The following is a 25,853-nucleotide window of genomic DNA, read 5'->3' on the forward strand; positions in this document are numbered from 1 at the left end:
GACACCTACCCCGCGTAGCGCGCAGACGTCAGCGGATCGGGGGCGTTTTGCCACAGCGCGCCCGAGCGGATCAGGACCTGGGGCTTGCCCGCGTCATCGGCGCCCGTAATGACGATTGACGAGGAGGACGCGCCGGCGCTCATCGTTCTCACGCGGATCGGCAGCGACACGTTCGACGGCAAACCACCCAGGGGAAGGGTGACGAGCTGGTCGTCGGAGCTTCCTGCTTCGCGCACGACGAGGGCCAGGCCCGTCGAGGTCGTCCACGAGCCATCAATGACGGTTCCCCGCTCGAGACTCACCTGGGTCAGGGATCGCACCGCCTGCGGGCGTCCCGCAGGGCCGCGTTCGACGACGCCCACCCATGCGCTGGAATCGGCTCCGCGAATCACGAGCGCGCGCGCCCCATCCGGCGAGATACGCACGGCGCGAATATCGCCCGCGCCCTCAGACTCGACGCTCACGGGGAAGACGCCATCCGCCCCACCCGCGACCGAGACAGAGGCCGCCGAGGTCGAGGCGCCCCACACCCAGCCGAAACGATCAATGGAGGGGCCCGCAGGCGCGGTGCCGGGAATAAACGCCACGGATGTACCCGCTCGCTGCGCGTACACCCCGTCGGCGCTACTCCACGCGATGAGCGACGGATCCACCGGCGACGCCGTCGGAGAGGAAGCCCCCGACACCGAGGCGAGCATCGTCATCGTCGTACCCGAGACGATCCCCACCCCGTCCGGCCCGGCGCCGACGAGAGTGTCGAGGGAATACGTGGGCTCAGCAGGAGGGGCGGACGCTTCCAAGGTCTCGCCGGACAGCGACACGCTCACCTGGGACACGTCTGTTGCCTGTGTGAGCGTGCGCGTCAGCTCCCATGCCAGGCTCTCGCGGCCGCCCTCGCTCGCGGGCATGACGGCGTTGAGTTCGACGTGCGCGACTCCATCACTGACGTCGACGCCGTGGGAGGGGATCGTCGTGCCCGCGGGGATCGCGTTCGCGGTGACGGGAGCGAGGGCCTGGCTGGGCCCGGCGACGAGGCCGGCCAGCAGATACGAGGCGAGGCGACGCGAGGGATACCACCGGGGATCCGCGACCAGGTCGGAGCCTTCCTGGGTCGGGAAGTAGAGGTTGACGAGCGAGTACGAGGCCGTAAAGGCCGCGCGACTCATGAGGACCATGTTGTCGGGCGCGTTGATGCGCCACTGTCCATCTTCACGCACCAGCGTGAACGTGTGCGAGGCCGTGGATGCATCGACGCGCGTGAGCACACCCGAGGAATCGACGCTGGCCACACCGAGCACCGAGACCGTCACATCGACCTGCGAGGCCGTCTCGGAGCCGGCGGTAATGGCGGGCGTGGTGTCGGTGTCGTAGAGAAGGATCTCCGTGTCCGGCTGCCAGGTGCGAGCGGAGGAAGCACTCAGGAAGAGGCGGGCGGTCGCAAAGTCGTCCTGCGGCCCGGCCGCGCACGCCAGGAGGAAATCATTGACGAGGGTCGCCGCATCGGAGCCGTCAGCGGGCCCCTCCGCCGAGAACTGGACGCCACTGCCGTCGCGGGAGGACACGTCGAAGGGAGCCGGAGCCGACGACCGGGGCAGGGACGTGCAGCCCGCGAGAATCAAGCACGCGAGAGCAACGAGGACGAGGGAGCGTTTCATTCGGCCTCCCACAGGACGAGGGGGCGGCTGGCGATCTCCTCGCCGACTCGCTTGGGCAGTGTCATCAGGAAGGACGCCCCCTTTCCCGGCTCGCCGTACGCCTGCAGGCGCCCGCCGTGGATGGCGACATCTTCCGTCGCGATCGCGAGGCCGAGGCCGGTGCCTCCGGTCGTGCGCGCTCGAGCGGTGTCCGCACGATAGAAGCGATCGAAAACGTGGTCGGCGACCTCCTGGGTCATTCCCACACCGCGATCGCGCACGCGGCAGGCCACGTCCGTCTCGGTGGCCGCCACGGTGATCGTCACCGTCGTGCCGTCCGCGTGCTCGATCGCGTTGACAACGAGGTTGCGGATCACGCGTTCAATGCGGCGCTCATCGATCTCTGCACCAGCTCGCACCGGAGCCACGATCTCAACCGTGACGCCCTGGCGCTGCGCGAGATCAGCGCACGCTTCGACGACGCGGGTCACGATGGGGCGCAGGTCACGTTCCTCTGCATCCAGCAGCGCGCTCGCGGCGTCGTATCGCGAGATTTCCAGCAGGTCGGCAAGCATCTGCTCCATGCGTTCGGTCTGGTCATGCAGGAGCTCCGCGGACCGGCGCGCGTGCGCGGGCAGCTCGTCGCGGTTATCCCACACGACGTCCTCGGCCATGCGGATCGTCGTCAGCGGCGTGCGCAGCTCGTGGGACACGTCGGAGACGAAGCGCTGCTGTAGCTTGGCGAGCTCGTCGTAGCGCGAGATGGTGTCCTGCAGCGAGGACGTCATCGCGTTGAATGCGCGTCCCAAGTCCGCCATCTCGTCATCGCCGTGCACGTCAACGCGCACATCCAGGTCGCCCTCGGAGGCCTTCGTCGCCGCCTGGGCGGTCACGCGAACCGGCAGGAGCAGGCGATGGAGGAGCGCAAACACGCCGATCGGCAGGGCGACGATGACCGGCAGGGAGGACAGGAGCAGAACCCGCAGAACGACATCGACCTGGGCTTGGTCGGCGGACAGCGAATACAGAATGTAGAGCTCGTGCGTGCCCGCTCGGGGCAGCTGAACCTGGGTGCCGACGAGGATCCCCGGCTCTTCCTTCTTGCCGTCGCTCGAACGGATGGCCACCGACTGCCACTGCGCCCCTCCCCCAGCAACCGCCGCGCGCATCTGCGCCGTCACGAGGCCGCGCATCTGCTCATCCTCAATCTGGTTGATGCGCAGCGAGGCCGCGGTGCCCTCGGAGCGCAGCAGCGCCACATTGGTCGCACCCGCGCCCGCAGCCGAGGCCTTGAGCGAGGCCAGCGCCCCGCGCGCGGACTCCTGCACCTGAGCGGGAGACGAAGCCGTCGACGACGAAAAAACGGACTGAGCCGAGGAGAACCGCAGGGACGCGTCGGCCAAGATCGCATCCCTGCGCGTCTCGAACATGGACGTGCGCAGTTGGGAGGCGATGATGACGCCCGAGACGAGAACAATTACGAGGACCGCGAGCGTAATCGCGACCGCGAGCCGAGCCGACAGGGAGTGACGGATGCGGCGGGCGATATGCGAGGACGCGAGAAAGCCCCACGGCCTCGACGACGTAATGACGCCCACGAGGCGCTTGAGCGCGTCCCTACGCTCCCGCGCCTGCACGGTATCCCACCCCGCGGACAGTCACAACGAGCTCGGGACGCTCCGGGTCACGCTCGATCTTCGAGCGCAGACGCTGCACGTGAACGTTCACGAGCCGGGTGTCGGCCGCGTGACGGTAGCCCCACACCTGTTCGAGGAGCTCTTCACGCGAAAAGACCTTCCAGGGCGCGCGAGCCAGCGTCACCAGGAGGTCGAATTCGAGGGGCGTCAGAGCGATGACATGCCCTCCTCGCTTCACAACGTGACCGGCCACGTCGATGGACAGGTCCTGCAACGTGAGCCCCTCGTCCACCTGGGCGTCCTCGCGTCCGCGCAAACGTGCGCGCACGCGGGCCACGAGCTCCTTGGGTTTGAAAGGCTTGGGCACGTAGTCGTCGGCTCCGGCCTCCAGTCCCGTGACGACGTCAGACGTGTCGGAACGAGCGGTCAACATAACGATCGGCGCATCCGAGATACGTCGAATCGCACGGCACACGTCAAAGCCGTCCATGCCCGGCAGCATCACGTCCAGCAGGACGAGGTCGGGGTGGCTCTCTTGGAATTGAGCCAGCGCCTGGGATCCATCGGCACAAAAGACGACGTCGAAGCCCTCATTCTGCAGGACAATCCCGATCATCTCGGCCAGGGCGACGTCGTCGTCGACGACGAGGATGCGCGAACTCATGTCACGATAGTGTCACGAAATCGCAACGAACGCAGAAGACTCGCGCATCAACGACCCAATTTCTGTCCTGGACAAGGTTTCACGCGACGGCCACGTATGGCAGGATTGGTCACAGACCGACACCATCAACATGGAGGCACGAATGAGCACCCCGTGGACCGCTCCCGACTCGTCGAACCCGTATCAGCCCACCGGGGCACAGCCAGGGGCAGCGGGCGGCCAGGCGTATGGCTCTCAATCCCCCTACGGCGGCCAGCAGGGTTACGGCGGCCAGCCCGGCTACGGGGCGCAGCAAGGCTATGGCGGGCAGCCCGGCTACGGGGCGCAGCAAGGCTATGGCGGCCAGCCCGGCTACGGCGGCCAGCCCGGCTACGGGGGCCAGCCCGGCTACGGCGGTCAGCAAGCATACGGGGGCCAGCCCGGCTACGGCGGACAGCCCGGCTACGGCGGCCAGCCCGGCTACGGGGCGCAGCAGGGCTACGCCTCGCAGCCCGGAGCCTCCGGCTACAGCGTGAACACCAACCAGTGGGGATGGGAGGCCAAGCCCGGCATCATCCCCCTCCGTCCGCTCTCGATCAGCGACCTGATGAGCGGTTCTTTTGCGGCGATCCGCCAGAATCCGAAGATTCTCTTCGGCTTCACCATGGCGGTCATGGCGGTCGTCTCCCTCATCTCCATGGTGACTGCATTCCTCCCGACCGCGCTCGGGTCGGCGGCCAGTTCAAACGACCCTCAGGCGCAGCTGGCGGGAACGGAGGATTTGGCTGTCCTACTGCTGACCAGCCTGGCATCTCAGGGTGTGCAGACACTATCGATGGTTGCGGGCACCACCATCATCATGGGCATGCTGGCGACCACGGTGTCGCAGATGATGATTGGCAACAAGGTGACCCTCTCGCAGGCCTGGGCGATGACTAAGCCTCGTCTGGGTGCCTTGATCGGCACGTTCATCGTGACCGGCATTGTCACGGCCATCCCGGTGATTATCTGGGGCCTCCTCATGGTCGCATTCTTCTTCGTCTACGCCGCCGACGACTCGACCGGTGGGATCCTCCTAGGCATCGGACTCTTCCTTTTCCTCCCCGTTGTCGCCGGCGTCTATTTCCTGAACATCAAGTTCGCTTTCGCTTCCGTCATCACGGTGCTTGAGGAGATCGGACCGATCGCGTCCATGAAGCGTTCGTGGAACCTGAGCAAGGGCTACTTCTGGCCGACGCTTGGACGAATCTTCCTCATCACGTTCGTCGCCGGTTTTATCGCCGGTTTCATCGGCGGTTTCATCGGTGGTATCACTGGAGTCACCGCGTTCGCCATGGCGGACAACGGGACCGGTTCAATGATTCTTGTGGCGATCACAACGGGTCTGACCACCTTCGCCAGCGGCCTCGTCATGCCGCTCACTGCCACCTACGAGACGCTCATGTACGCGGACCTGCGTATCCGTAAGGAGAACTTCGCGGCGGTCCTCATGCAGGCGAGCGTCCAGCCTCAGTGAGTCCCATGCTCAGCTGTGAGGTTCCGCTGACGCCCGACCAGGGCGAGGCTCGTGACTGGCTCCTCAAAGAGCTTGCCAAGGGCGAATACGGCGAGATCCGTGGCCCGATCGTCGGCTTCGTGAAGAATTTGATCGACGATTTCTTCCGGCTCCTGTCGTGGAAGGGCCAGGGCACCCCACCGATCTCGCTGATCCTGGCGATTCTGGCGATCATTGTGATCGCGGCCCTGGTCATTGTGCTCATCCTCAACCCGATTCGCCTGGCGAAACGACGCAAGTCGGGCCTCGTCTTCGAGGAGGAGACCAGCGCGCCGCAGGTTCAGGCATCCTTCGACGAGGCCGTGGCCGCTCAGGATTGGAACCTGGCGTACGTGTGGGCCTACCGTCTCATGGTTCTGGGCCTCGATGACCACGACGTCGTTTCCTCCACGCCGGGCCTGACCGCCCGCGAGGCCGCCGACGCAGCGACCCGGGTCGCCCCCGGCCTCGCCCCGCAGCTCTCCGCATACGCTGAGTCCTTCGACAAGGTTCGCTACGGTCGCGCCGCGATCTCGCGCGACGAGGTGGACGCGCTGCGCTCCTTTACTCCGGTCCTCCTCGACCTGTGTAGCTACGCGAAGGACGAGTCATGAAGTCCCGGCAGGTCGCAATCGTCACTCCCACGGCGCGCGAGCGTTTCTCGGCGGCGCGTCCGATGCTCCTTCTTATTGCGGTCACGGTGATCGCTCTGATCGGTTCGGCCTTCCTTAGCCAGATGGGCTACAACAACGCGCCCGTTGGCATTCGCAATAAGCACGGCGATGGCGCCCGCGCGCTCGCTCAGGTGCTCGGCGACCACGGGGTGTCCGTGCGCGAAGTCGGGGCGAAGGGCGCATCCGAGGTGGGCGATGACACGACTCTCGTCGTCATTTTTCCCGCGCGGATGAGTGACTCCGTCGCCAAGGCGATCGAGACTCGGGCGAACGTTGTCTACGTCGGACTTGAGGAAGAATACGATTCGTCGGCTCCCTACCTCGGCGGCCTGCGCGCGAAGCGCGACTGGCACAGCTCACATGTCGTGACGGCCAGGTGCAACTCCGAAACGGCGACGCGCGCGCAGTCGCTGACATCCTCCGCCTACGCGGTTTCTGGCAGCTCGAGCGGCGCAAACGGCTGGGCGCTTTGCTTCCCCGGGGATGACGACTCCTACGCATACGCCGAGAAGGTCGAATCCGGGCGTTTCCGGGCGATCATTCCCGATTCGCTGCGCCTGCGAAACCGCGCGATCACCGACGAGGGCAACGCGGCCCTCGCGATCAACGCGATCGGGCGCACCTCCAAGGTCGCCTGGTATTCGCCACAGGCGACAGACACCCTCGGCCACGGGAAAGACGATAGCGCCGAGGCCCCCTACCTCGCACCCGCGTTCCTCCTCACGATCGGGGCGTGCCTGATCGCCGCCATCGCCCGAGGCAGGCGCCTGGGTCCCCTGACGCCTGAGAATCTCCCCATTGAGGTTCCTGCCTCTGAAACCATCATCGGTAAGGCCCGTCTCATGCGCTCTCAACGCGCGTACGAGCACGCCGCCACGGCGCTGCGCAGCGCGAGCGCCACACGCATCGCGACCGTACTGGGCATCGCCCACACCGGCGACCGCGAGGCTCTGACCCGTGCGATTGAGCAACGAGGCCTGCTCACGTCGCGCTCGACCGCCCTCTTGTGGGGCCCTCCCCCCACGTCCGAGAAGGAACTGATCCGCCTCGCCCACGACCTCGACGCTCTCGAAAAGGAGATCCGCCATGACTAGCCCGATTCCCGGCCCCTCGTCCAACGGCGTGCCCCAGCCCGGCCGTGCTCCCGAGGGTGCGCCCCGCCAGGTTCCGGCACCTTCAGCGGCTCCGGGCGTCTACCCACCGCAGGGTGAGCTGCCCGCGCAGGGTGCCCCGGCCTCGTACGCGCCGACTGCTCCCACTCCTCAGGGCACGCCCCAGGGTGCGCCCCAGCAGGCCACCTCCTACTCCGCGCCCACCGGCGAAGGCTGGTCGGGACGTTCGCTGAGCGAGGCCGAGCGGCGCACACAGGAGTCCCTCTTGGCTCTCAAGGCCGAAATCGGCAAAGCCGTCGTCGGCCAGGATGGTGCCATCACCGGCCTGATCGTTGCCCTCGTCGCCGGTGGTCACGCGCTGCTGGAGGGTGTGCCCGGTGTTGCTAAGACGCTGCTCGTCCGTACCCTCGCCCGAGCCCTCGACGTCGACATGGCGCGCATCCAGTTCACCCCCGACCTCATGCCCGCAGACATCACGGGATCCATGGTGTGGGATGCGGGTCATTCCGAGTTCGTGTTCCGTGAAGGCCCTGTTTTCACGAACCTACTGCTCGCCGACGAAATCAACCGCACTCCCCCCAAGACGCAGTCGGCGCTGCTGGAATCGATGGAGGAGCACACGGTCTCGATCGATGGCGCCACGCGCACGCTGCCGGACCCCTTCATGGTCATCGCCACCCAGAACCCGGTCGAGTACGAGGGCACCTACCCGCTGCCCGAGGCCCAGCTGGACCGTTTCCTCCTCAAGCTTGAACTCCCCCTGCCCTCGCGCGAGGCCGAGATCGACATCATTGCCCGCCACCAGGCCGGCTTCAACCCGATGTCTCTGGCTGAGGCCGGCATCCGGCCCGTGGCGGGCGCCGCCGATATCCACGCCGCACACGAGGCTGCCTCGCGCATCGAGGTCTCCCCCGCAGTCATGGCCTACCTGGTGGACCTGTGCCGCGCGACGCGTACGTCCGCCGCCGTGCGCGTGGGTGTGTCTCCGCGTGGCGCGACCGCGCTGCTGCGCACCTCTCGTGTGTGGGCGTTCCTCCAGGGACGAGGCTTCGTCACCCCCGACGACGTCAAGACGATGGCCCCCGTGACCCTCGCGCACCGGCTGGGTCTGCGCGCCGAGGCCAACCTGGAAGGCGTGGACGCCACCGACGTCATCACCGGCGTCCTCGCGGCCACCCCCGTTCCTCGCTGAGGTTCCCCGTGGCGATTTCGGCGCGCAGCGCGCTCCTCGTCCTGGTGGGCCTTATCCCGCTCGCCTTCGCCCCCTCTCGCGGCTTCGCGTGGATGTGGTGCGGCATCGTCGTGCTCGTCTGTTTGTTGGACGCCCTCGCCGCCCCCTCGCCTCGGACCCTGCGTATGAGCCGCGAGGTCACCGGCCCGATCCGCGCCGACCAGAGCACCGAGGCCACGCTGCGCCTGACGAACACGACGAAGCGCCAGATGGTCCTGGACGTGCGCGACGCGTGGCCTCCCTCGCTGCGTCAGTCGCCGTCTTTCCGGCGCGTGCGCGTGCTCCCGAAGTCCGCCGAGAAGGTCACGACACTCCTGTCCCCCACGAGGCGAGGAACGCGCCATGCGGACGTCGTCACGATTCGTTCCTGGGGTCCCCTGCACCTGGGCGCGCGCCAGGTATCGATCAGTGCGCCCTTGACCCTGTCGGTGCTGCCGGAGTTTAAGGCGCGGGTGCTCCTGCCGTCGCGATTGGCCCGCCTCCACGAACTCGAAGGCACGACGCCGACGACGCTGCGCGGAGCAGGCACCGAGTTCGACTCGCTGCGCGCGTACGTCGTCGGAGATGATCCCCGCGACATCGACTGGCGTGCGTCCGCCCGCTCGACCGAGCTCATGGTGCGTCAGTGGCGTCCCGAACGCGACCGCCACGTCGTCATCATCGTGGACTGCGGCCGCGCATCCTCGGCGCTGCTCGGTGCCCCCGAGAACGAGGAAGTTGACTCGATCGCGCTGGGCCGCGCACCGCGCCTGGATTCCTCGATCGAAACCACCCTGCTCCTGGCGGCACTGGCCGATCGCGCGGGCGACAAGGTCCACGTCGTAGCCATCGATTCGCGCGTGCGCGCCCGCGTCTCCGGCGTGCGTGGAGCCAAGATCATTGAGACGCTCGCGCACGTGTTCACCGACCTGAATCCGCGCCTGGATGTCACCGACTGGTCGAGGGCAGCTGACGCCGTTGAGGAGACTGTGCGTCACTCGGCGTTCGTTGTCATCGCCACGAAGATCCCGCCCGCCGGGCTGGAAACCGAGTTCACCGACGCGCTGGCACGCCTGACGAAACGCCATACGGTGCTCGTCGCATCGGCGACTGACCCCGACGAGATTCGTGCCCGCAATGGGCGCGAGGACGCTGACGCGGTATTCCTGGCGGCCTCGGCCGCGCTCGCCGAGCGTTCCGACGCTGCAGGCGCCGCGGACGTGCGCCTCGCGGGTGCCCTCACACTGCAGGCTTCGGCGGGTCTGCTGCCCGCACGCACGGCCGACCGCTACATCGAGTTGAAGAAGAGCGGACGCCTGTAAGTCCGCGAGGGCGGTGTCAGCCCGCGACCGGCTGGTAGTAGCCGGCGTCGATGCCGACGTCGGCGTCCTGGCCCGCCTGGTGCGCCCTGCGACCGAGGATCAGCGTGTACGCCCACACGGCCGCAGTCATCGCCACCCCCAGGGCGATCTTGACGGCGTCGGGCAGCTGCGAGGGCGTCACGAATCCTTCGAGCACACCCGAACCCGCGAGGAGGATAGCGCAGCCCACCGCCACCGTCATGGCGCTGCGCGCGGCCACGCCCACCGCCTGGTAGCGCGTTGCCGCTCCGGGGACGAGGAGTGCCCAGAAGACCCTCAGGCCCGCTGCGATCGAGATGAAGACGGCGGTCAGTTCGGGCAGGCCGTGCGGCAGGATAAAACGGAAGAAGTGCCAGGGCCCCGCGTAGACGGTCACAACGGCTCCGGCCACCCCAACGTTCGTCGCGTTGGTCCACAGGATCTTCAGCGGGTACACGCCGGTCACGCCCGTCACCACGGCCTGCAGGGCGATCCACGCGTTGTTCACCCACACGGACAGTCCGAACTCCGCATTCGTGTCCTGGTGGTAGTACTCGACGAAGTCACTGTTCGCGTATTGGCGCAGCTGCTCGGGCGTGCCCAGCTGGTTCATCGCGTCCGGGTGCGTGACCAGGTAGTGGCCCTCAATGAGAGCAAGCGCGATGGACACGAGCATGACGCCCACCGTCACCCAGCGAATCTGATACAGGGCGTAGGGCAACGACACCTTGAAAAAGCGTGCGATCACGGTTGCGCTGATGCCCGCCGTTCCTGCTAAGCGCCCGCGAGCTGCCGACAGGATGCGTGAGAGTTCCGCGATGACGTCGGGATCGGGGCTGGTCGTGCGTACGCGCGCTAGGTCGGTCGTGGCAGATCGGTAGAGCCGATCGAGCTCGTCGATCTGCTCACCCGTCAGAAAGCGGGTACGCGTCAGTTCCTCGAGGCGTTTCCACTCCGTTTTTCCGCTCACCCGCAGCACATCGATGTCCATTGGACTAGCGTGTCATACATGAGCGCGCAACGCAGTCAATCACGCGTCATTCAAGACGACTATGTCCGCACGGGCGAGGCCGTCTCCCTCGACGTCACCCCTGCCTCGCCCCCCGAACGCTTCGCCGCCGCAGTCATCGACGGCACCACGTATCTGGGGGTGGCGCTCCTCGTTTTCATCAGCGCCGCGCGTACCTGGTCGAACGACTCTGCCTCTCTCGTGCGCGTGTTCGTGATCGGCTTGGTCGCCTCGGTCATGTTTTTCGTCCCCTTCGTGGTCGAAGTGGCTACGAAAGGCCGTTCGCTCGGCAAGTGGGCCCTCAACCTGCGGGTCGTACGCGACGATGGCGGCGCGATCACCGCTCGCCACAGCGCGGTACGCGTCGGCGTGGGAATCCTGGAAAACTGGCTGACGTCGGGCGGCCTCGCGTTCCTCACCGAACTTGTCAACAAGAAGGGCAAGCGTCTGGGGGATATCGCCGCGGGGACGATGGTGTGCTCTCAGGGAGACTCGGTCTTCTACCCTCCCCTGGTGATGCCTCCCGGGCTCGAGGAGTGGGCAGCCTCGGCGACGATCCTCCCCCTCGACGATGCCCTCGCTGCTGAGGCTCGCGCGTTCCTGGGAGCGAACCGCTCCATCGACACGAAGCTGCGCGGGCAGGTCGCAATTTCCCTCGCTGAGCGTCTCGTGAAGCGTGTCCAGACGCCGCTGCCGGCTGGACTGCACCCGGAGATCGTGATTGCGGCCATTCTTGTGGCCCGCCGTGATCGCGAGTGGGAGCGCGAGTGTGAGCGTCGCGCGCGCGGCAAGGCGCGATTCCACGAGGCAACGCAGCCTCGCTTCGGCTTGTAGGGGTTAGTCCTCGGAGTCCTTCTCGGAGCCGTCAACCACCGTGAACTGCGCGCGCCTGCGCGCGTACGGGCTCGATGGGTCGAGCGGGCTCGATGTGTCGGGGCTGCCCACGGAGCGTGCGGGGCCGAACGGACCGGTCTGAGGCCTGCGCGTGGCAGGAGCGGGAGTCGACTCAGCCTGCGCCTCCTGAGCGACGCGACGCACGGCGTCAACGAGCGCGGCGAGGTCATCTCCGGAGGGCGGTGCCGGTTCAAAGTTGGTCGCTAGACGGACAACCTGCCAGCCCAGGGGCGCGGTGAGATTCTGCGCGTGTTCCTCGCACAGGTCATACGAGTTGGGATCCGCGACGGTCGCAAGGGGACCGACGACCACGGTTGAATCGCGGTAATCGTAGGTGAGGGTGGCGACAGCGGCGGTCGAGCAGCCGGGTTTCGAGCAGTGGCGTTGGGCAATCACGTCCCTAAGAGTACGACACTCTGCGCGCCGATGGCCCACTCCCGCGCGCCGTGCGCCTACCCTGGGGGGGTGTTTTCCACGCGCCGCCACATCTCAAGCCGCAACCGCCACGGTCGCGGTCCTCGCGGTCCCCTCTTTTTTCCGGGAACACCGGCGTGGAGGACGCGGCGCGAAGACTTCGATCTGATGGTGCGCGAACTCGTCACTGAGCTCATTAGTCGCTGGCCTCAGGTGTCTACGATCGAATTCGCCGTGGAGGATGTTCCGCCGTCGAATCCGGCCCCCTGGGAGTCTCACAGCGTCGTCGTCGCGCGTATTTTCCCGGCCGATCGACGTCGCGGTCTGCGCGACCGGATCGTGGTCTACCGCCTACCGATCACGCTGCGTTGCCCGCCCGAGGAGGTCGCGGTCATGACCCGCAGGCTCCTCGTCGAGAGGATCAGTCACATTCTGGCGCTGCCCCCGGACGAGATCGACGACGCGATGCGCTGATCAGTTAGCGGTGCGGATGGCGCCGGTGACAGCGCTAATGCCCTCCGTGCCCACGTTCCACGTGGTGCTCATGCGCCCCACCGCCGTATCCGCGGTGATGACCAGGGCTGCTTGGATAGGGGTGTCCGCGCTGATGTGGCTCGCGCTATCCGGAAGGTTGACGAGGGTGGGGACACCCGGTGCGACGTAGATCGTTCGGTCTCCCACGCGCACCGGAACAGCTCCCGGGGTCGAGGCGGAGGTACCGCTCGACTGGGCATCGCGCGACTGGCCGGATTGGGAGGCACCGGACTGCGACGTGACGGGAGAGGGCGAGGCCCAGATGTCGGGTGTGGAGCTCGGCACGGGCTGAGAAGACTGAGCTCCGTCCCCCTGGCTCGCGGTTGCAGCGCCAGCGACGTCAGCGGGCACGTACAGCAGGAGGCTCGCAGACGAGGCGTTCACCCCGGAGTCGGTGGCGACCGATGTGGCACGAAGGGGTGTCGACGAGAGCACGGAGGTGGTCATCGTCGTCAGCTGGCTCACGCCGGGGACCGAGGCCTCGGTGAACGTCGTCGCTGGGCTCGCGTTGGACCTCATGATCCAGGCGCTGAGACGCTCGGCCCAGGGGGCACCGACGGTGATCGTCGTCGTCTGTGCCACGACCTCGCGATCCGAGGTGACGAGGAACACGATCGGAGTAGCATCGCTCGACGCGCCATCGAGAGGCATCTCAAGGGTGGTCCCTTCGGCGACGGTCGCCTGACCGCCGGGGAGGGGGTGTACGCCCGTCGAATCGGCGACGGAAACGCTCACGCGGGCATCACCCGAGGGCGACACGAGGCGCAGCAGCGACGTGCCCTTGGGGTCCACTCCCAAGATCGTCTGCGAGGTCGCGGGCACGACTGCGGAGGCGAGCGTGGTTCCCTGGGGGATCTCGCCGTTCATCAGGGAGGCCTGCACCCAGGCGGCGACGCCGCCCCCGTCTGCGCGGACGTGGAGGGCGAGGGAGTTTTCGTCCGGGAACCATCCCGCGAGGAGCACCGACACCGAGGAGGACGCCGGAACGGTGACCTGGCGCGGCGCGGCGTTGAGGGGCCCGGAAGCCCCGTATCCGTCAATGCTGACGACCGAGGCCGTGGGACCGGGGTTGGAGAGGATGAGGACCATGTCGGCGCCAGACGTGGTAGCCCCCGTCGCGATCCACTGCGAGGTGCGCGGCGCCGCGCATCCGACGGCGCTCAGGCCTGCGAGTTCGCCTCCCCCCTGGCCGGCAAGGGTCAGGGCGGTGGGAATGACTCCCCCGTTACCCGTGATGGACGCGGGCGCCGGGCTCGTTGGAGCGGATGCGAGCGAGGACCAGGTGGAACCGGCCGCAACGCTGGTCGTCTCGAAAGGATCGACGACGCCCGAGGGACACGCGAGGCGTACCTGTGACGGGTGAGCGCTCTGCGCCGTCCCGTCGACGCGGCTCGGGGATGCACCGACCCACACGGAGGCGCAGGCCATGGCCGCAACGGCGATCCCCGCGCCCGCTAGCGTCGTCAGGGAACTGATGCGGGGCTTTGTCATCTCTTCCTCCACGCGGATAGGGCGCTGGCGAGGGCAACGACCAAGCACGCACCCGCAGCGATGCGCCACGGAATGATCCACCACGGGCTGTAGGTGAGCGTGAGGTGCCCGGCGGTGGGCATATCGAATGCCTGCGACCACCCGTCGGAGGCGGCAACGGGGGTGAGCGCCACCCCGTCGACCCACGCATGCCATCCGGAGTCGGCGCGCTCGGCCAGGACGAGGGTGCCTGCGGCGTCCACGTCGCCGTCGACACGCAGCTGCGAGGATCCAACCGGAGTCGTCACGCCGCTGGCCGACTCGACGCGCACGCGCGCCGGCGTCAGCCCGTCGGGACGTACGCGCCAGACGGTGCCGGAGGTCGTGTCACCGACCTTTTCGAGTCCTTCGGCGCGGTCGAGGCCGGAGGTCAGAGCAGCGGAGCCGCTCGCACCGAGGGGGACGAGGATCGTGTCGATATCGTGCGCAGCCAGCGTCTGCACGGTCGCGTCGTCCGGATAAACGACCAGGGTGTAGGCAGCCTGCGCGAGCGAGGCGGTGGCCGGGTCGTTCAGGCTACCGGTGGCGGTGCCGGAGCGCGCCTCGGCGAGCGCGAGTGCACGAACGGCGGGGTTCGCCCCTGTCAGCGACGGTCCGTTTCCTCGCCACAGCGCGGCGTTGACCGTGTCGTTCGTCGGGTCGCCATCGAGGACGAGGATGCGTCCGGCGCGCGGCGAACGCTGCGCCTGGGAGGCAACGGCGGAGACGATGGGCGAGGAGAGCGCCGAGACGGTTTCGCGCTGGGACATCGTGAAGGTCGGGACCTCGTCGGGGTTGGATCGACCGGCGACGGCGGACACGCTCGCGGCGGATCCACATCCGACAATCGCGACGGCAACCAGAACGCCCAGAGCACGCGGCGCGAAGGGCCGGGACGCATCCCAGGCAGCGGCGTCGGCGGCGGCATCGGTAGGAGCGACGCGCCCCGAACAGGCCAGCGCGACCAGGATGATGAAAGCGAGGGACAGGGCGGGCGAGGCCCACGCCGAGGCCACGGACGCACCGGACATCCCGACGCCGACGTGCGATGCTCCCCACGCGAGAGCGGAGGCGATGAGAGCCCACCCGTAGGCCATGCGGAGAGCGCGCGAACGCTGCCGCAGGAGGGCAATCGTCCCGAAGAGCAAGGCGCCGCCGCCGACGATTCCGAGCGCCACGGCCTCGAACATGCTCGAGGGGGCCGCGGGCATACCGAGGGCCGCCATCCACGAGGGCGCGCGGGTGTATGCGTGCACTCCCCCGCTCGTCGAGGCAAGGGCGGGCCACGCCGCGGGGCGCGCGAGGATGGAGACGTAGGTGGGCACGAGAAGCGTCAGAGCGGGCAGCGCCACAAGGAGGCGGCGCCGGGACCGCCACGCGAGCGCGAGGCCACCGAGCGGCAGCATCCACGGGGCGCAGCACGCGAGGACGACGAGGGCGAGCGCCGCGCATCCCGCGTTCACTCCGCGGGGCTGCACAGGCGCGATCTCAACGCCGGATGCACCGGCCACGAACAGAGGCCTGGGTGTCCCGAAGCAGAAGGCCGCGAAGACAGGTAAAGCGATGTGGGCGAGCACGCCCGCGAGGACGCCGTGCGTCGCACTCAGGAGGAGTGCGGGCGCGAATGCCCAGGCGAGCGAGGCGAGGAAGCGTACGCGCAGCGAGGAGGCGAGAGTGCGGCTCGGAATCCAGGCAGTGATCGCTGCGAGCGGGCTCGAGGCCACGAGCAGGAAGGTCGCGAACGCGCCGGGGGTGGTGCCGAGCGGCGCGACGGGGGCACTCAGGAGGGCAAGCAGAATCGTCAGGGGATCCGCGCCACCGGCATAGCCGTCTCCGCCGGGGACCCACGCGGCCCACGCGGCGTTCCACAGCTCCGCCCAGGTCGCCGGCAGCGACACCCACGCTCCGCCCACGAGGCCTGCAGAGGTTCCCCACCACTGCGCGCCAGCAATCAGAGACGTCACGATCGCGAGGCCCAGGCAGGTGGAGGCAGAGCGAAGTCGGTAGCGCCGCATCGAAGCGACAATGAGCGGATCAATGCGCTCGCCATTCTCATCCTCATCCACGCCCGCCGGTTCCTTACGCAGCGAGGCGGGGGCCGTCTCGAGGCCGCGCAGGGCAGAACGGGGGACGGAACGCGACTGAGCCGCGCGGGCACGCCCGGCGAGCAGACGCGGGGTCGCTCCAATCACGGAGAGAAGGGCACCGATTTCGGGCAGGGCCAGGGAGGCGCGTCCCGTCAAGATCCGCCCCAGCGCGCGCGCCGGACTCCACACGAGGAGCCACAGAGCCAGGAAGGGCAGGACGAGGGCGGGCACGGCCTTGCACCAGTTGTACATCTGGGCGTAGCGGCGCTTACGGAAAGATCCGTCGGTCGCAGCGTTCCCGTCGATAATCGCGTCGGACACGTCGCCCGTCGGCTCATTGCGATCCGACTCCGGAGCAGAGCCTGAGACGGAGTACAGGGAGACGCGGGCGTGGCGCACGCGCGCCTTGGGCGCAACGATGACACGGTACCCCGCGAGGTGGAGCCTACGCCCCAGGTCCAGCCCGTCGCCGAAGGGACCGAGCGCGGTGTCGAATCCACCAACCGCCTCGTAGGCCTCGGCGCTGATGAAGAGCCCGGCGGTGCCGACGCCGAGGACATCGCTCGTTCCGTCGTACTGCCCCTGGTCGATGTCGTCGTCGCCGACGCGTTCGAGCCGTCGGGCGCTCGCCGTGGCGAAAATACCTAGTTCGAGGAGTCGGCTCCCGTCCCAGCTCATCTGCTTGACGCCGACCGCGCCAACGGTCTTACCGACGGTGGCCGCCTGAATGAGTTCATCGAGACATTCGGGTTCGGGGGCCGAGTCCTCATGCAGGATCCACCACCAGTGTTCCGAGGTAAAAGCGGCTCCCTGTGCGCGTGCACGCTTGATTGCATCGCCCAGGTTGCGGGCACGACCGACGCGAACGAGCTGCGCTCCCTCGGGAACGCGTTCGGACGGGAAGGGGGTGACGTGGCGACCTGCGACGTCAATGATGGTCAACGAGTGCGGGGCCATCGATTGATTCTCGATGGCCCGCAGGACGGACTGAGTGAGCGGTGCCTCTCCCCTCGTGACGAGGATCGCACCGACGGAGCGCTGTGTCGGGCTCAACCGGCCATACGGCGCAGGCGCCGCCTCTCGCGCTCGGACATGCCACCCCAGATGCCAAAGCGCTCATCGTTTGCCAGCGCGTACTCCAGGCAGTCCTCACGCACCTGGCAGGCCTGACAAACGGCCTTGGCCTCGCGGGTAGAGCCACCCTTCTCAGGGAAGAAAGCTTCCGGATCCGTCTGTGCACACAGCGCGTGCTGCTGCCACGCAAGGGGACCGTCAATGCGGGCGTACAGCGCCGCGTCGGCGTCCTCGGACCACTCCAGGGGTCCGTCACCGAAGATGTTCCACATTGCGGGAGCTCCTTATAACGAATCGATCAATACGAGAATTACACGCGTGTCATTGCAGGAAGTCAAGCGGTTTCGCGATATTGAGACCTTTTCCGTAGCGCTTGACCCAACGGTAAAACAGTGCCTGTTTTCAAGGACTTCACAGTTACTAAGTACTTGGAACACATAGGACCTTCGATATACTTGAAACCATGAACAATGCGTCCTCAGAAACTATGAGCAGGCTCACCCACTGTATCACAGCGATTAACGAATGGTCAGGGCCAGCGCTCACCCAATACGGCCAGGAGCGGGTTGAACTGGGAGGACCCGTGGTTAGCAGGTGGCTATCGAAGATCGCGAACTACCTGACAAACGAACTCGCCGCGGATCTGTTCGGCACAGGCGAACCGACACCAACCCGCATCTACACGACTCTTCAACCCTGGCAGGACACCCTCTGGCAGATCGCCGCGCGAGCGATGGGATGGGAGCTCCTCGATACACGACGCCCGCTGCCCGGCGACCTTTTCGTCACGAATATTCTCGGCTCCGAAGCCTCCGACGCAATCGACGCTGGAGCGCATGTACTCGCCCAGCCCGCACAGTACCTGTCCTTCGCATGGGACGGCCCCTTAGGCGGGGCGCTCGACGGCCTCGCGGAGATCGCCACGCAGCCGGACGGCCTCGTCGTCGACACTCCCCCGATACTCATGCAAGCCCGGGACGAGGCCCTGGCCGGTTCGCACCCGTCGGAGCCGGTGCGCGGTCGCCGCGTCGCGTTGGCGTGGGACGCGCGAACGGGCGCGGGACAGGTGCTGGATCAGTGGATGCAGGGACGCTCGGTCGTCATCATCGACCCGCGCGAGGTTTCCCCTGACAAGCTAGCGCAGATCCTCGCGACGGAGGACGCGGACGGCGGGCTCGTCACCTATCGGCGGTAGACGTCACCACACGCCCAGAACGCGGGCAGCCGCGAGTTTGATGCCCTCCACGGGGTCGCGGCGGATCTGACGCCAGCGCAGGGCGAATCGCAGCCGCGAGGCCACGCCCTTCTCCTCAAGCTCGCGCAGGATGGCGCACAGCTGGCGCGCGCGGCGCTCATCGAAGGTGCCGACCTTCTGGGCGGCGCGGGCCGTCAGGATAAACTGCTTGCGGTAGAAGCCGTTGCGCAGTTTGGCCATGCGGGCATCGCGCGCGCCGGAACCGGAGTTCGCGCCCTGCACGTTGCCGCCGTGCTGACGATATTCCAGGGTCGGCTCCTCGCCGATCACCCACGTCAGGCCGATCGAGCGCGCCAGCGCATAGACGTACCAGTCATGCACGCCGATCTCGCTGTAGTCGAGGTCGCTCAAGACGCGCACGAGGGTCTCGTGGGCCTTCGGGCTGAAGACGTAGGTCGAGCCGGGTCCCGCGGCCTCGAAGAGGAAGTCCCATCCGCGCTGGGGCTGCGACTTACGGATGAGGCGCCGCTCCCCCACTGCCCCCCCGCCGGGCAGCGACTGGAACGAGGTGACGTTCGACGACACGACGTCGGCCCCGCGCGCAGCCATGAGGGCCAGCTGAGAACTCAGCTTGTCCTCGTGCCACACGTCGTCCTGGTCGGTGAAGGCGACGTAGGAGCCGTCGGGGGTGTGCGTCGTGAAAAGATGCAGGAAGTTGCCCGTCACGCCGGGGGTGCCGTCGCGCTGGGGCAAGACAGTGATCCGAGGATCGGCGGCCGCGCGCTCCTGAAGGTGCGCGCGCGTGCCATCACTCGAGGCGTCGTCGGACACGACGAGGCGGACCTCCACGCCCGCCTGAGCGAGCACGGAGTCCACCTGTTCGTCGAGCCACGCGCCGTCCTCGGCCATCCCGTTGTAGGTGGCCATGAGGACGGTGACGCGGGGGCGAGGCGAGGCCTCACCTCGGGTCACGTGAGTCAAGGAATCAGTGTCCTTCGGCGGCGTACTTCGCCTCGACAGCTTCCTTCAGCGGGGCCCACCAGGCCTCGTTCTCGGTGTACCAGGCGATCGTGTCGGCCAGGCCGTCGCGGAAGTTCGTGAACTTGGGCTCCCAGCCAAGCTCGGTGACCAGCTTGGAGTTGTCGATCGCGTAGCGCAGGTCGTGGCCCGGGCGGTCGTTCACGTGATCGAAGTCGTCGGGAGCGTAACCCATCAGCTCATTCAGGATGGCGACGACGTCGCGGTTGTTCGTCTCGCCGTTCGCGCCGATCAGGTAGGTCTCACCGATGCGGCCCTTCGTGAGGATGTCCCACACGGCCGTGTTGTGGTCGCGCACGTGGATCCAGTCGCGCACGTTCAGGCCGTCGCCGTACAGGCGGGGGCGCACGCCGCGCAGGCGGTTCGTGATCATGCGGGGGATGAACTTCTCGATGTGCTGGTAGGGGCCGTAGTTGTTCGAGCAGTTCGAGATCGTGGCCTCGACGCCGAAGGAGCGCACCCACGCGCGCACCAGCAGGTCCGATCCGGCCTTGGACGAGGAGTAGGGCGAGGAGGGGTTGTACGGAGTGGTGGGCGTGAACTTCGCGGGGTCGTCCAGCTCAAGGTCGCCGTAGACCTCGTCCGTGGAGATGTGGTGGAAGCGGACCTTGTGGCGGCGCACGGCCTCCAGCAGGGTGAAGGTGCCCACCAGGTTCGTCTGGATGAAAGGCGAGGGATCGAGGAGGGAGTTGTCGTTGTGCGACTCGGCGGCAAAGTGCACGACCGCGTCTGCGCCAGCGACGACGCCATCAACAAGGTCCGCATCAGCGATGTCACCCTCAACGACGCTCAGGCGGGCGGCGAGCTCGGCGGGCACGTCGGTCAGGGATGCGCGGTTACCCGCGTAGGTGAACTTATCCAGGACGACGACGTCGACGTCCGGGTGATCCTCCAGCAGCGTGTGAACGAAATTCGCTCCGATGAAGCCGGCACCGCCGGTCACAACGATCTTCATAAGTTTTCTCCTTTGCGCGCCCGTGGGCGTCCGAGGGTGCCACTCACCCCATTCCTGCCCCTATTATGCCGTAGTTCTCACGCTTTCCCTGACACTGGCCTCCGCTACCCCGTCGGATACGTCACTATTCGCCACGCTGGAGGTCCCCTGGCCAGCCACTCCACGCTGATAAATTGGACGCATCCCCAACAGAAACGGACCCCTCGTGACTCGCCTCGTTCCCTCCCTTGCGCTGCTTGCGCTCTGCGCGCTCGCCACGGCCTCGTGCTCCCCGTCGGAGGATGCCCAGAGCGCACAGTCGACGCCCGCTGTCTCCGTTTCGCCCGGAGATCCCGGTCAGCCCTCGAGCTCGGCCAGCCCGACTCTGCATGCGGCTTCGCCCGGATGCGCTGCGATGGACGCTATTTTCACCGAGGCCCTGGGCAGCTCCGAGACCGGCCAGGCCTACAGGGCGCTGGCGGCCAAGCGCTCGGGGGAAACCAACGCGGACGAGCGTCACCGCGCGTGGGAAGCTTTCGCGGCCGCATTTCAGCACGACTATTCCGATCGCCTCACCCAGGCGGCCTCGGACGAAACCTCCAAGGAGGCCCTCGACGCCCTCTCGGTGTATGTTGCGCGCAACGCAGCCCTCGACTCCGGCGCCATCCCCGAGTTCGCCGACCAGGAGGCCGCCGAGGAAGCGCTCAAGCGCGGCGAACAGCCCGAGACGAACCCCGCCTACACCCAGGCCCTCGCCGAGGCCACGGACGCCCATGCCACGCTCACGACCTGCATGCCGCACTGGCCCGTCGTCTTCTAGCTTCTCCTCCTCCTCGCGCTCACCGGGCAGGCCCCGGACTCGTGTACATTAGACGTACCTATTCCGGACAGATTGGCTCGATTCATGGCACGTGCGTTCGCCGACCACCTTGCCTCTGCGCGAGAGCGTTTCGTCTCCACCGCGGCACGACCCCTCGCCTTCGTCCTCCTGGTCCTCGGCGTCCTCGCCGTCGCCACCGGCTGGATCTTCGCGTCCCCTCCGGGGTCCGCCCCCGACGATGACTACCATCTCGTGTCCGCGTGGTGCCCGCGCCCCATCGAATCCTCCTGCCAGACGACCATGGTCAAGGGGCAAGTGAATGTGCTTGTTCCCGAGACCGTGTCGCACGCGCAGTGCGAGGCTTTCCACCCAGACACATCTCACGCGTGCGTCAAGAAATACTCAGACGACACGTTGTTCCCGTCGTATCGCTACGATGACGGCCAGTATCCGCCGGGTTTCTACCACTTCCACCATCTGCTGACGGGGCACAACGTGGAGAGCTCCGTGTGGCACATGCGCGCCGCGAACGTTGCCATCCTCCTCATTCTGTTGGGGGCGATCATCGGCCTGTCACGCCGTGAGGTCAGAACCAGTGTTGCGCTGGCAGCACTCATCGCGTGGACGCCGATGGGCCTGTATTTCATCGCTTCCAACAACCCCTCGTCCTGGGCGATCACCGGCGTCTTCTGCTACGGCGCAGCCCTGTACGCCGCACTGCACGCACAGGGGTGGCGACGTTGGACTCTCCTGGGCGTGGCGGGCCTGTCCGCACTCCTGTGCTATGAATGCCGTGGCGATGCGTCCTTCTATGTGTTCGTTGCGTCCCTGGGCATCCTGATCCTGCAGGCTCGCAGGCGTCATCTCCCCGAGATCGGGGTTGCCACCGTTCTGAGCGCGATTGGCGTGTGGCTCATGCTCGGCAGCGGCCAAGCATCCAACGTCTCTCACACGAGCGACGCAACCGTGACGTTGCAGGATCGTATCGATGTCGCGGTGATGAACGTGCGCTACCTGCCCGATTACTTCGCGGGCTTCCTCGGACTGTACTCCGGGCCGGGCTGGCGCGACACTCCCCTGCCGGGCTACACGACCATCCTCGGGCTCCTCGTCCTGGGTGCGGTGCTCTTCTACGGCGCGCGCTCGGTGAGCCTGCGCAAGGCCCTGGCTGCTTTCACGGTCTTTGGGGCGATGGCGGGAATCCCGCTCTTGATCGCGACGCCCACGGCGTTCCCCAACCTCGGCGGATACCATTCGCGCTACGCGTTGCCTCTGCTGGGCACGTGGCTGATGATCTGGGTGACGTCAGCCGTGAAGAAGCCGTCCCCGACCAAGGGGCAGTTCACCTTCTTCGTCGTCTTCCTCAGCGTCGCGCAAGCGGTCGCGATGCACACGACGATCGCCCGCTATGTCCGTGGGCTCCTGTGGATTCCCCACATCGGATGGATCGCACCGGGTAATCTGAATGGTGACATCCAGTGGTGGTGGGCCGACATGCCGCTGAGCCCGATGGTCCTGTGGGGCCTCGCCTCGCTGGGATACACGCTTGCCCTGGTGAGCGCCATCTACCTGTTGCGTCACCGCCAGGTGGAGGCGCCCGCCTCGTCCACTCCGACCGAAGAGGAACAAACCGCATGAGCGCAACAGTCACCGTCGTCGTGCGCACGCGCAATCGCCCGGCGATGCTCACCCGTGCCCTCGCGTCGATCGCTTCTCAGACCTTCGACGACTACGAGGTGGTCATCGTTAATGACGCCGGCGACGAGGCCGAGGTGCGCTCGATCGTCAAGAAGCAGAAGAGCGCCGTACGTTCGAAGATCACGATCGTCACGAACGAGGTCTCGAATGGTCGCGAGGCGGCGCTCGAGTCCGGCCTGGCTGCCTCGCACTGCACCTACTATGCGGTCCACGACGATGATGACTCCTGGCACCCGCACTTCCTGAAGAAGACGGTCGCCTACCTGGATGAGCATCCGGAGGCGGGCGGTGTTGCGACCCGCTGCGAGATCATCCGCGAGCGCGTGCGCGCCGACGGTACCTGTATCGAGATCGAGCGCGAGGTCCTGTCGACGGACAACTACGGCCTGTCCCTCGTGGACATGATGGTGGAGAACTACACGCCTCCGATCTCGCAGCTCATCCGCCGCGAGGTCGCCGACCGCGTGGGTCACTGGGATGGGTCGCTGCAGACCCAGGCGGACTGGGACTTCAACCTGCGACTGCTGGCGGATTCCCCGGTCGGTTTCGTCGACGGGGAGCCGCTGGCCTATTGGCATCACCGTGACACGATGGATGCCTCGCTGGGCAACTCGGTCGTCACGGACGCGTACCTGCACAAGTGGGATAACCTGCATATCCGCGACCGCTACCTGCGCGCGATGCTGGCGACGGATGATCCTTCGTCTCCGCACCTGGGCCAGGCGCTGCTGTCGGCGGAGTACTACCGCCGTATGCGCCAGGAGCTGGGGCGCGTGGATTCGGGTTTCCATTCCTCGCTGAATCTCGTGCACGTCAACATGCTCAACACGATGACGTCCCTGCACGAGCAGGTGCACGAGCTGCGCGGCGAGGTCAGCGCGCTGCGCCAGCAGCTCGAGGCGGGTTCGGCCCTGCAGCGGTCGCTGCGTCGGACCGTGTCCCTGCCGAAGCGGGTCCTGCGCCGACTGCTGGGACGCTGAGTAACACCCTGACCGAGGCGGGCCGACCGTGGAAGAGACCACGGTCGGCCCGCCTCGTCGTTTGTCTTACGGCAGCGGGCGCACGACGTCTGCGGTCATGCGATCCCACCCGTATCCGGCGGTGATGTGCTGCATGCGGGCGGGGCGCCCCATCCAGTCGGTATGAACGATCAAGTCGTCTCCGAGGTAGATGGCAACGTGCGTGACGGTTCCGCCCGTCGTGTAGAAGATGAGGTCTCCGCGTTGGCGCTGGGCGAGTGGCACGTGTTGGAAGTGCGGGTATGCGTAGAGCTCCTGCGATGTGCGATACGACGGCCATGCGTGCTTGATGACGTTGATGGGCTGGGGGTCCAGGCCGGCGGCGTAGAGGGACTGGAGGACCAGGCCGGAGCAGTCGAATCCCTGGTCGTAGGGGCCGGCCCCTCCCCACGTGTAGGACGATCCGGTCTGGTTCCACGCGTAGCCGATCATGGCCTCGACGCGCTCGTTGCGCGTGGCGGTCAGGGGCAGGGGCGTAGCCTGGTATTGGTCGACGGTCCACGGGTAGCCGGTGTCCATGGCGTCCCAGGTGGCTTTGTCGACGACGCCGGTGACGGGCAGTCCTGCGCGTTGCTGAAAGTTCTTGACGGCGGTGACGAAGGGCGCGTCGACGGAGGCGAGCTTGTTGGCGTGCCACAGGCCGAGTCGCACCTGGGCGATGCGCACCTTGGTGCCGTTCATTCCCCACGTGAGCGTATTGGTCGCATCTCCGAGGCCCGTGATGTGGTCGGTGGGCTGCAGGTACCCGGCCGGTGCCTCGTACCCGCGCCACGCCCCCGAGGCGTCGAACTCATAGCGACGCCCGCCCACCTCGAGGGGTTCCGTGCGCATGATGCCCGTGTTGGGATCCAGATAGTACCACTGCCCCCCATCGTGCAGCCAGCCGCCCATCTGCGCGCCGTTGGACGCGAAGAAGTGCCAGCCGTCGGCGAGGCTGACCCAGCCGGTGCGCATCGCGCCCGACGAATCCATGTAGTACCAGGTGCCATCCACTCCGGTCATACCCGTGTGCATCACGCCGCTATTCGGGTCGAGGTAGTACCACGAGCCACCATCACGCAGCCAGCCGCCGATCTGCGCGCCGCTGGAGGCGAAGAAGTGCCAGCCGTCGGCGAGGCTGACCCAGCCGGTGCGCATCGCGCCCGAGGAGTCCAGGTAGTACCAGGTTCCGTCCACTCCGGTCATGCCCGTGTGCATGACGCCGCTGGTGGGGTCCAGGTAGTACCACGAGCCCCCGTCGTTCACCCAGCCGCCGAGCAGCGTGCCGGAGGAAGCGAGGAAGAACCAGTCGTTCCCGTCGCGGACCCAGCCGGTGGCCATGTAGCCGCTGGCGTTGAAGTAGTAGCGGCTGCCCCCGATTGCCACCCACTGGGAGGCGGGGTAGGTTCCGTCGGTGCGCCGCCACCACCAGCCGACCGAGTCGCGTATCCATGCTCCCCGACCGGTTTCGTCCGGGGCGTTCATCGTCGGCGGCTCGTCGCTCCCCGACGAGGCCTGGGCACCCCGTTCCTGCTCGCTCGCGCTGGGGTCGGTGGCCTCGGGCGCGCCCGTGGGCGGAAGGCTAGGCGTCGCGGACGGCGTCGTCTCGCCGGCGGACTGGGCCGCGGTGGAACTCTCTGCGGAGGATTGCGCAGCGGTCTCCTCACCGGCGTCGGCGCGGGCCTGTGCGGGCAGGGCGATGAGGGCGAGGGAGAGGGCTGCGATGAGGGCGCGCGCGGGGGCGCGGCGGGCGAGTGTGGGCGTCGGTGCCATGGCTGTACCTTGTCGCTGGAAACAGTTCTCCTATAAGTGTAGAACGATCGTCACAGCGCGCGCGGCATTTGGGCCCTCGAGGCAGGTAAAAG

22 protein-coding genes are annotated in these 25,853 nt (G+C 67.1%); 11 read left to right on the top strand and 11 right to left on the bottom strand.

Going from position 1 to position 25,853, the window contains the following annotated elements:
- Positions 1–5 precede the first annotated feature (5 nt).
- Genes O3656_RS06285 through mtrA form a run of 3 tightly spaced genes read right to left on the bottom strand, consistent with a single transcriptional unit; the run spans position 6 to position 3,935 of the window.
- Positions 6–1,655 carry an LpqB family beta-propeller domain-containing protein gene (locus O3656_RS06285; RefSeq protein ID WP_500063134.1) on the bottom strand — a complete coding sequence of 550 codons (1,650 nt, stop codon included), beginning with the start codon at positions 1,653–1,655 and terminating at the stop codon, positions 6–8.
- Entirely contained in the window at positions 1,652–3,271 is a 1,620-nt protein-coding gene (mtrB, locus tag O3656_RS06290; RefSeq protein ID WP_500063135.1) for an MtrAB system histidine kinase MtrB, read from the bottom strand. Before mtrB ends, O3656_RS06285 begins: the two co-directional genes overlap by 4 nt.
- On the bottom strand, positions 3,252–3,935 hold the full coding sequence (gene mtrA / locus O3656_RS06295; protein ID WP_500063136.1) for an MtrAB system response regulator MtrA: 684 nt from the start codon (positions 3,933–3,935) through the stop codon (positions 3,252–3,254). The genes mtrB and mtrA overlap by 20 nt, the downstream gene beginning before the upstream one ends.
- Before the next feature lie 142 nt (positions 3,936–4,077).
- On the opposite strand from mtrA, the gene O3656_RS06300 reads away from it, so the two are divergent.
- Genes O3656_RS06300 through O3656_RS06320 form a run of 5 tightly spaced genes read left to right on the top strand, consistent with a single transcriptional unit; the run spans position 4,078 to position 9,766 of the window.
- Positions 4,078–5,430 carry a DUF7847 domain-containing protein gene (locus O3656_RS06300; RefSeq protein WP_500063137.1) on the top strand — a complete coding sequence of 451 codons (1,353 nt, stop codon included), beginning with the start codon at positions 4,078–4,080 and terminating at the stop codon, positions 5,428–5,430.
- Positions 5,431–5,435: 5 nt separating this feature from the next.
- On the top strand, positions 5,436–6,062 hold the full coding sequence (locus O3656_RS06305) for a DUF4129 domain-containing protein (RefSeq protein WP_500063138.1): 627 nt from the start codon (positions 5,436–5,438) through the stop codon (positions 6,060–6,062).
- Positions 6,059–7,216, top strand: coding sequence for a DUF4350 domain-containing protein (locus O3656_RS06310; RefSeq protein WP_500063139.1), 1,158 nt, complete (start codon positions 6,059–6,061; stop codon positions 7,214–7,216). The genes O3656_RS06305 and O3656_RS06310 overlap by 4 nt, the downstream gene beginning before the upstream one ends.
- Positions 7,209–8,426 carry an AAA family ATPase gene (locus tag O3656_RS06315; protein WP_500063140.1) on the top strand — a complete coding sequence of 406 codons (1,218 nt, stop codon included), beginning with the start codon at positions 7,209–7,211 and terminating at the stop codon, positions 8,424–8,426. Before O3656_RS06310 ends, O3656_RS06315 begins: the two co-directional genes overlap by 8 nt.
- Before the next feature lie 8 nt (positions 8,427–8,434).
- The gene (locus tag O3656_RS06320; RefSeq protein ID WP_500063141.1) at positions 8,435–9,766 is read left to right on the top strand and encodes a DUF58 domain-containing protein; all 1,332 of its coding nucleotides are present in this window, start codon (positions 8,435–8,437) and stop codon (positions 9,764–9,766) included.
- 16 nt (positions 9,767–9,782) lie between these two features.
- Here the strand turns inward: O3656_RS06320 and O3656_RS06325 are convergent, their stop codons facing one another.
- The gene (locus tag O3656_RS06325; RefSeq protein WP_500063142.1) at positions 9,783–10,775 is read right to left on the bottom strand and encodes a stage II sporulation protein M; all 993 of its coding nucleotides are present in this window, start codon (positions 10,773–10,775) and stop codon (positions 9,783–9,785) included.
- An 18-nt stretch (positions 10,776–10,793) separates the two neighbouring features.
- Between O3656_RS06325 and O3656_RS06330 the strand changes: the two genes are divergently transcribed.
- The gene (locus tag O3656_RS06330; protein WP_500063143.1) at positions 10,794–11,627 is read left to right on the top strand and encodes an RDD family protein; all 834 of its coding nucleotides are present in this window, start codon (positions 10,794–10,796) and stop codon (positions 11,625–11,627) included.
- Positions 11,628–11,630: 3 nt separating this feature from the next.
- On the opposite strand, the gene O3656_RS06335 is transcribed toward O3656_RS06330, so the two are convergent.
- Positions 11,631–12,083: a DUF3499 domain-containing protein gene (locus tag O3656_RS06335; RefSeq protein ID WP_500063144.1), complete on the bottom strand. Its 453-nt coding sequence runs from the start codon at positions 12,081–12,083 to the stop codon at positions 11,631–11,633.
- 186 nt (positions 12,084–12,269) lie between these two features.
- Between O3656_RS06335 and O3656_RS06340 the strand changes: the two genes are divergently transcribed.
- Entirely contained in the window at positions 12,270–12,575 is a 306-nt protein-coding gene (locus O3656_RS06340; RefSeq protein WP_500063145.1) for a metallopeptidase family protein, read from the top strand.
- Here O3656_RS06340 and O3656_RS06345 read toward each other — a convergent pair whose 3' ends face one another.
- Genes O3656_RS06345 through O3656_RS06355 form a run of 3 tightly spaced genes read right to left on the bottom strand, consistent with a single transcriptional unit; the run spans position 12,576 to position 17,577 of the window.
- The gene (locus tag O3656_RS06345; protein WP_500063146.1) at positions 12,576–14,126 is read right to left on the bottom strand and encodes a DUF5719 family protein; all 1,551 of its coding nucleotides are present in this window, start codon (positions 14,124–14,126) and stop codon (positions 12,576–12,578) included.
- On the bottom strand, positions 14,123–17,284 hold the full coding sequence (locus tag O3656_RS06350) for a glycosyltransferase family 2 protein (protein WP_500063147.1): 3,162 nt from the start codon (positions 17,282–17,284) through the stop codon (positions 14,123–14,125). Before O3656_RS06350 ends, O3656_RS06345 begins: the two co-directional genes overlap by 4 nt.
- Positions 17,281–17,577: a WhiB family transcriptional regulator gene (locus O3656_RS06355; protein WP_016461390.1), complete on the bottom strand. Its 297-nt coding sequence runs from the start codon at positions 17,575–17,577 to the stop codon at positions 17,281–17,283. Before O3656_RS06355 ends, O3656_RS06350 begins: the two co-directional genes overlap by 4 nt.
- 311 nt (positions 17,578–17,888) lie before the next feature.
- Here O3656_RS06355 and O3656_RS06360 point away from each other — a divergent pair, with 311 nt between their 5' ends.
- A complete protein-coding gene (locus O3656_RS06360) occupies positions 17,889–18,500 on the top strand; it encodes a hypothetical protein (RefSeq protein ID WP_500063148.1) in 612 nt (203 codons plus the stop codon).
- Between the two features lie 3 nt (positions 18,501–18,503).
- On the opposite strand, the gene O3656_RS06365 is transcribed toward O3656_RS06360, so the two are convergent.
- Both O3656_RS06365 and rfbB read right to left on the bottom strand, forming a co-directional pair.
- On the bottom strand, positions 18,504–19,481 hold the full coding sequence (locus O3656_RS06365) for a glycosyltransferase (protein WP_500063149.1): 978 nt from the start codon (positions 19,479–19,481) through the stop codon (positions 18,504–18,506).
- 4 nt (positions 19,482–19,485) lie between these two features.
- Positions 19,486–20,493 carry a dTDP-glucose 4,6-dehydratase gene (rfbB, locus tag O3656_RS06370; protein ID WP_500063150.1) on the bottom strand — a complete coding sequence of 336 codons (1,008 nt, stop codon included), beginning with the start codon at positions 20,491–20,493 and terminating at the stop codon, positions 19,486–19,488.
- 205 nt (positions 20,494–20,698) lie between these two features.
- On the opposite strand from rfbB, the gene O3656_RS06375 reads away from it, so the two are divergent.
- The 3 genes from O3656_RS06375 (at position 20,699) to O3656_RS06385 (ending at position 23,970) form a co-directional block, all read left to right on the top strand.
- Positions 20,699–21,292, top strand: a complete 594-nt coding sequence (locus O3656_RS06375; RefSeq protein ID WP_500063151.1) for a hypothetical protein — start codon at positions 20,699–20,701, stop codon at positions 21,290–21,292.
- 84 nt (positions 21,293–21,376) lie between these two features.
- Positions 21,377–22,930: a DUF2142 domain-containing protein gene (locus O3656_RS06380; RefSeq protein ID WP_500063152.1), complete on the top strand. Its 1,554-nt coding sequence runs from the start codon at positions 21,377–21,379 to the stop codon at positions 22,928–22,930.
- Positions 22,927–23,970, top strand: coding sequence for a glycosyltransferase family 2 protein (locus O3656_RS06385; protein ID WP_500063153.1), 1,044 nt, complete (start codon positions 22,927–22,929; stop codon positions 23,968–23,970). The genes O3656_RS06380 and O3656_RS06385 overlap by 4 nt, the downstream gene beginning before the upstream one ends.
- 66 nt (positions 23,971–24,036) lie before the next feature.
- Here the strand turns inward: O3656_RS06385 and O3656_RS06390 are convergent, their stop codons facing one another.
- Positions 24,037–25,761: a C40 family peptidase gene (locus O3656_RS06390; protein ID WP_500063154.1), complete on the bottom strand. Its 1,725-nt coding sequence runs from the start codon at positions 25,759–25,761 to the stop codon at positions 24,037–24,039.
- Positions 25,762–25,853: the final 92 nt, after the last annotated feature.

The sequence above is a fragment of the Pauljensenia sp. 27098_8_83 genome (assembly GCF_041432695.1).
Taxonomy (GTDB): domain Bacteria; phylum Actinomycetota; class Actinomycetes; order Actinomycetales; family Actinomycetaceae; genus Pauljensenia.

What these genes read in the sequence shown, in the direction of transcription:
- O3656_RS06285 (WP_500063134.1), bottom strand. Translation starts at nt 1,655, where the DNA reads ATGAAACGCTCCCTCGTCCTCGTTGCTCTCGCGTGCTTGATTCTCGCG.
- mtrA (WP_500063136.1), bottom strand. Translation starts at nt 3,935, where the DNA reads ATGAGTTCGCGCATCCTCGTCGTCGACGACGACGTCGCCCTGGCCGAG.
- O3656_RS06300 (WP_500063137.1), top strand. Translation starts at nt 4,078, where the DNA reads ATGAGCACCCCGTGGACCGCTCCCGACTCGTCGAACCCGTATCAGCCC.
- O3656_RS06305 (WP_500063138.1), top strand. Translation starts at nt 5,436, where the DNA reads ATGCTCAGCTGTGAGGTTCCGCTGACGCCCGACCAGGGCGAGGCTCGT.
- O3656_RS06310 (WP_500063139.1), top strand. Translation starts at nt 6,059, where the DNA reads ATGAAGTCCCGGCAGGTCGCAATCGTCACTCCCACGGCGCGCGAGCGT.
- O3656_RS06315 (WP_500063140.1), top strand. Translation starts at nt 7,209, where the DNA reads ATGACTAGCCCGATTCCCGGCCCCTCGTCCAACGGCGTGCCCCAGCCC.
- O3656_RS06325 (WP_500063142.1), bottom strand. Translation starts at nt 10,775, where the DNA reads ATGGACATCGATGTGCTGCGGGTGAGCGGAAAAACGGAGTGGAAACGC.
- O3656_RS06330 (WP_500063143.1), top strand. Translation starts at nt 10,794, where the DNA reads ATGAGCGCGCAACGCAGTCAATCACGCGTCATTCAAGACGACTATGTC.
- O3656_RS06340 (WP_500063145.1), top strand. Translation starts at nt 12,270, where the DNA reads ATGGTGCGCGAACTCGTCACTGAGCTCATTAGTCGCTGGCCTCAGGTG.
- O3656_RS06345 (WP_500063146.1), bottom strand. Translation starts at nt 14,126, where the DNA reads ATGACAAAGCCCCGCATCAGTTCCCTGACGACGCTAGCGGGCGCGGGG.
- O3656_RS06355 (WP_016461390.1), bottom strand. Translation starts at nt 17,577, where the DNA reads ATGTGGAACATCTTCGGTGACGGACCCCTGGAGTGGTCCGAGGACGCC.
- rfbB (WP_500063150.1), bottom strand. Translation starts at nt 20,493, where the DNA reads ATGAAGATCGTTGTGACCGGCGGTGCCGGCTTCATCGGAGCGAATTTC.
- O3656_RS06380 (WP_500063152.1), top strand. Translation starts at nt 21,377, where the DNA reads ATGGCACGTGCGTTCGCCGACCACCTTGCCTCTGCGCGAGAGCGTTTC.
- O3656_RS06385 (WP_500063153.1), top strand. Translation starts at nt 22,927, where the DNA reads ATGAGCGCAACAGTCACCGTCGTCGTGCGCACGCGCAATCGCCCGGCG.
- O3656_RS06390 (WP_500063154.1), bottom strand. Translation starts at nt 25,761, where the DNA reads ATGGCACCGACGCCCACACTCGCCCGCCGCGCCCCCGCGCGCGCCCTC.